Annotated in this window: 4 protein-coding genes; 1 reads left to right on the forward strand and 3 read right to left on the reverse strand. The window is 70.9% G+C overall.

The features are described 5' to 3' along the window. On the reverse strand, positions 1-797 hold a 797-nt coding region (locus D7V97_RS40840; RefSeq protein WP_233583555.1), incomplete at its 3' end, for an FKBP-type peptidyl-prolyl cis-trans isomerase. A gap of 184 nt (positions 798-981) precedes the next feature. Next, on the reverse strand, positions 982-1,242 hold the full coding sequence (locus D7V97_RS40845; protein ID WP_120615962.1) for a GlsB/YeaQ/YmgE family stress response membrane protein: 261 nt from the start codon (positions 1,240-1,242) through the stop codon (positions 982-984). Positions 1,243-1,337: 95 nt separating this feature from the next. On the opposite strand from D7V97_RS40845, the gene D7V97_RS40850 reads away from it, so the two are divergent. Continuing rightward, positions 1,338-2,450 (forward strand): GNAT family N-acetyltransferase, encoded by a 1,113-nt coding sequence (locus D7V97_RS40850; protein ID WP_120615960.1) that lies wholly within the window; start codon positions 1,338-1,340, stop codon positions 2,448-2,450. Positions 2,451-2,462: 12 nt separating this feature from the next. Here the strand turns inward: D7V97_RS40850 and D7V97_RS40855 are convergent, their stop codons facing one another. Continuing rightward, positions 2,463-3,914: an MATE family efflux transporter gene (locus D7V97_RS40855; protein WP_120615961.1), complete on the reverse strand. Its 1,452-nt coding sequence runs from the start codon at positions 3,912-3,914 to the stop codon at positions 2,463-2,465. Positions 3,915-4,023: the final 109 nt, after the last annotated feature.

Below are 4,023 nucleotides of genomic sequence, written 5' to 3' on the forward strand. Positions count from 1 at the left end.
GTCTTGCCGGGCGCCGGGGGAGGCGTGGCGCCCATGCCACCGGGCATGCCGGGCATGCCGCCGGGAGGGGCCTCGGGGGGCTTCACGATCTCGAGCAGCTCCACGTCGAACACCAGGGCGGCACCGCCGGGGATGTTCGGGGGCGCGCCGCGGTCGCCGTAGGCGATGTCGGAGGGGCAGGTGAGCTGCGCCTTGCCGCCGACCTTCATCTTCTGGAGGCCCTCGGTCCAGCACTTGATGACGCCCTGGAGCGGGAACTGGGTGGGCTCACCGCGCTTGTAGGAGCTGTCGAACTCCTTGCCGTCGGCGAGGGTGCCCTTGTAGTGCACCTTCACGATGTCGGAGGCCTGGGGCTGGGGACCGGTGCCCGCCTGGGTCTCCTTGTAGATGAGGCCGGACTCGGTCTTCTGCGCGCCGGTCTCCTTGGCCTTCTCCGCCAGGAACTTGACGGCCTTCTCCTTCTCCTGCGTGGCCTTGCGGAGCGAACGCTCGCGGGCGAGCTCCTGGAGCTTGGGGCCATAGACCTCCAGGTCCACGTCCGTCTTCTGACCGGACACCTGCGCGGAGAGGCCGGCCTTCACGAACTCCAGCTCCTGCGGGGTCATGTCGAACACGCTGATGCTGCGGCCGATGGACAGGCCCAGCGCGTACAGCGTCTTCTGCTCCTCCGTCTGGGGAGCGCCCGCGGTCGCCGCGGTGGTGGTGCCCGTGGCGCCGGCCTTCTCGTCCTTCGCGCCGCCCTGACCCTGGCAGGCCGTCAGGCTCAGCATGGTCGCAATCAGAATCGTCTTCTTCATGATGTCGTCGCCTTTCCTTTGGCTCAGCGGCAGCCGACTGCCCGCTGCATGCCCGGGGCGCGGTGTACTACAGAAAATGCCCGTCATCCTCTTGGGAACCGTGCTTTCCCCGGATGAGCGCCCCGGCGGGTAGGACAACCGGCCGCCGGGCCCTCAACCGGGGGGACGGGCCGGGATTCCCGTCCTAGCGCTCGCGTCCGCCGAAGGCGGACTGGAACACCAGCAGGAGGACGGCGGCGCCCAGGACGGCCCCCAGGAAGCCGGCGGGCTCCGGGTCGCGCCACCCGGTGCCCCGCCAGATGGACGTGAGGAAGCCGCCCACGAACGCGCCTCCGACGCCCAGGAGCGTGGTGCCGAGGCAGCCCAGGCGCTGGTTCCCCGGCAGCACGGCCCGGGCGATGAGGCCCGCGAAGAAGCCGAAGATGATCCAGCCGAGCAACCCCATGGCACCCTCCCGCGTCACGCGCGTGGGCTCAATCTGCCGCAGGGTGCGGAAGGGGGGAAGTCCAACGCCGTGTCGCATACGCTGACACCCGAGCCATGAGCCCCCTCAGACGTGCCACCCGGGATGACAACGCCGCGCTGTTGGATTTGTTCGGCGACGTGCCCATGACGGGGGACCTGGTGCTCAGCACCCAGCGCGCCCCGGACTACTTCGCCCTCTTCGCCATGCAGCGCGGTGAGGCCGAGGTCTGGGCCCATGCCCCTGCCGAACCCGCCCGGTTGGACGGCATGGGCGCCATCCACGTGCGCGACGGGTGGCTGGAGGGCCGGCCTTGCCGCGTGGGCTACCTGGGCGACCTGCGCACCCGCTTCTCCGCACGCCGGGCCCGGAGCCTCGCCCGCTTCTATGGCCCCGTGCTGGAGGAGACCGCCCGCCGCCAGGGCGTGGACGTCTTCCTCACCGCCGTCATGGCCTCCAACGCCGCCGCGCTCCAGGCGCTCGTGCGCCGCGCCGCCACGCGCGAAGCCCAGCCGCACTACCACCTGCTGCGCGCCTTCTCCGCCGTCTCCATCCAGTTCGTCCTCCGCCGCCGCCCGCGCCCGAGCCGCTTCACCGTGCGCCGCGCCACCACCGCGGACGTGCCCGCCATGACCGCGCTCCTGGACGCGGATCACCGCGCGCGCCCCTTCGGCTACCGCTACGACGCAGGCGAACTGGAGCACCGCTTCGCGCACTGGCCGGGCCTGCGCGTGGAGGACACGTTCCTCGCGTTCGACACAGGCGGGCGCCTCGTGGGCTGCACCTCCGCGTGGAACCCCGACGCCGTGAAGCGCTACCGCGTGCTCGCGTACCGGGGCGGCATGCAGTGGATGCGCCGGGGCTTCAACATGCTCGCCACCGTGACGGGTGCCCCCCGGCTGCCCGCGCCCGGGGAGGACTTCCGCTACTTCTACCTCTGCAACACCTGCGTCCCCAGCGAGGACCCCGCCGTCTTCCGCGCGCTGCTCGACGCCGTGTACGCCGCGTTCCACGGCCAGGGCTTCCACTTCTTCACCCTCCAGCAGGACTCCGAGGATCCGCTGGCGCCGGCGCTGAAGGGCTTCTTCCAGCGCCAGCTGGACTTCCACCTCTACGCCGTCACGCCCGCCTCGCGCCCCCCGACGAGCTTCCCCCGGGGGCGCACCGGCTTCGAGATCTGCCTGCCCTGACCAGGGCCGGCACTACACGACGCGCGTCTTCCAGTGCCCTCGACGGAACAGGAGGATGCTCGACACGGACATCACCGCGAAGGCCACCGGCACCGCGAGGAACACGCCCACCTCGCCCATCCCCAGCGGCCTCGACAGCACCCAGGCCAGGGGCAGCTCCAGCGCCCAGAAGCAGCCCAGGTCGATGAGCGTGGGCGTGCGCGTGTCCCCCGCGCCGTTGAACGCGGAGGTGATGACCATGCCGTACGCGCACGACACGAAGCACAGGCAGAAGATGCGCAGCGCCCGGGCGCCCGACACCACCACCGCCGCGTCCGTCGTGAAGGCACTCAACAGCGGCGTCGCGAAGACAAAGAACATGAGGCCGATGCTGCTCAGCACGAACAGGTTGTAGCGACCCGCCATCCACACCGCCCGCTCACCCCGCTGCACATCACCCGCGCCCATGCTCTGGCCCAGCAGCGTGGAGGCCGCGTTGCCCAGGCCCCACGCGGGCAGCAGCGCGAAGAGCAGGATGCGCATCGCGATGGTGTAGCCCGCGAGCGCCGTGCTGCCGAACGACGACACCAGTCGCACCAGCACCACCCAGCTCGACGTGTTCACCAGCGCCTGCACCATTCCCGCGCCCGACAGCCGCAACATCGCCAGCATCGTCGTGGGCTCCAGCGCCACGTGCTCGCGCCGCACCTGGAGCCGCCCGTTGCCCTGCACCAGCCGGAACAACTGGTACAGCACGCCCGCGGTGCGCCCCAGCGTGGTGGCCCACGCCGCGCCCACCACGCCCATCTCCGGGAACGGCCCCAGGCCGAAGATGAGACACGGCGCGAGCAGGACGTTGATGCCATTGGCCAACCCCAGCACGCGCATCGCGATGGCCGCGTCACCCGCGCCCCGGAAGATGGCGTTGATGAGGAAGAGCAGCAGGATGCTCACCACGCCACCCATCATCACGCGCGTGTAGCCCACGCCGTGCTCCAGCACCCACGGCGAGCCGCCCAGCGCCGCCAGCAGCGGCCGGGCGAAGACGATGCCCGCGAGCGCCAGGATGAGGGAGATGACCACGCCCAACCCGATGGCCTGCACCGCCGTGCGCGCGGCCCGCTCCGCGTCCTTCTCCCCGATGCGCCGGGCCACCATCGCCGTGGCGCCGATGCTCAACCCCATGCCGGCCGCGTAGATGATGACGAGGATGGACTCGGTGAGCCCCACCGTGGCGACCGCTTCCGCGCCGAGCCTGCCGACGAAGAAGACGTCCACCACGGAGAACACCGACTCCATCAACATCTCCAGCACCATGGGCACGGCCAGCAGGAAGATGGCGCGCCGGATGGGCAGCCGGGTCAGGTCCAGCTCCGTGCCGTGCAACGCTTGCTTCACCAGCGTCCACAGACCTTTCGACGGAGGCGCGGGGGCCTCGACGTCGCGGTCCGTTGGCGGTGTCTCTTCCAGGGGTGCGGGTCTCATGCGGGATGCCTTCCTACAGGAACGGGGCGGAACGCGCGCCCACCGACGCGGCATCCCACGCATCCTGACCCCGACCCCTGACGTCTGGAGGTGGCGCACCCACCCGAGG

This window comes from Corallococcus sp. CA053C (genome assembly GCF_003611675.1).
Lineage (GTDB): Bacteria > Myxococcota > Myxococcia > Myxococcales > Myxococcaceae > Corallococcus.

Bases quoted from the DNA above. Each gene is read 5' to 3' on its own strand.
- D7V97_RS40845 (WP_120615962.1), bottom strand. From the start codon at position 1,242: ATGGGGTTGCTCGGCTGGATCATCTTCGGCTTCTTCGCGGGCCTCATC.
- D7V97_RS40850 (WP_120615960.1), top strand. From the start codon at position 1,338: ATGAGCCCCCTCAGACGTGCCACCCGGGATGACAACGCCGCGCTGTTG.
- D7V97_RS40855 (WP_120615961.1), bottom strand. From the start codon at position 3,914: ATGAGACCCGCACCCCTGGAAGAGACACCGCCAACGGACCGCGACGTC.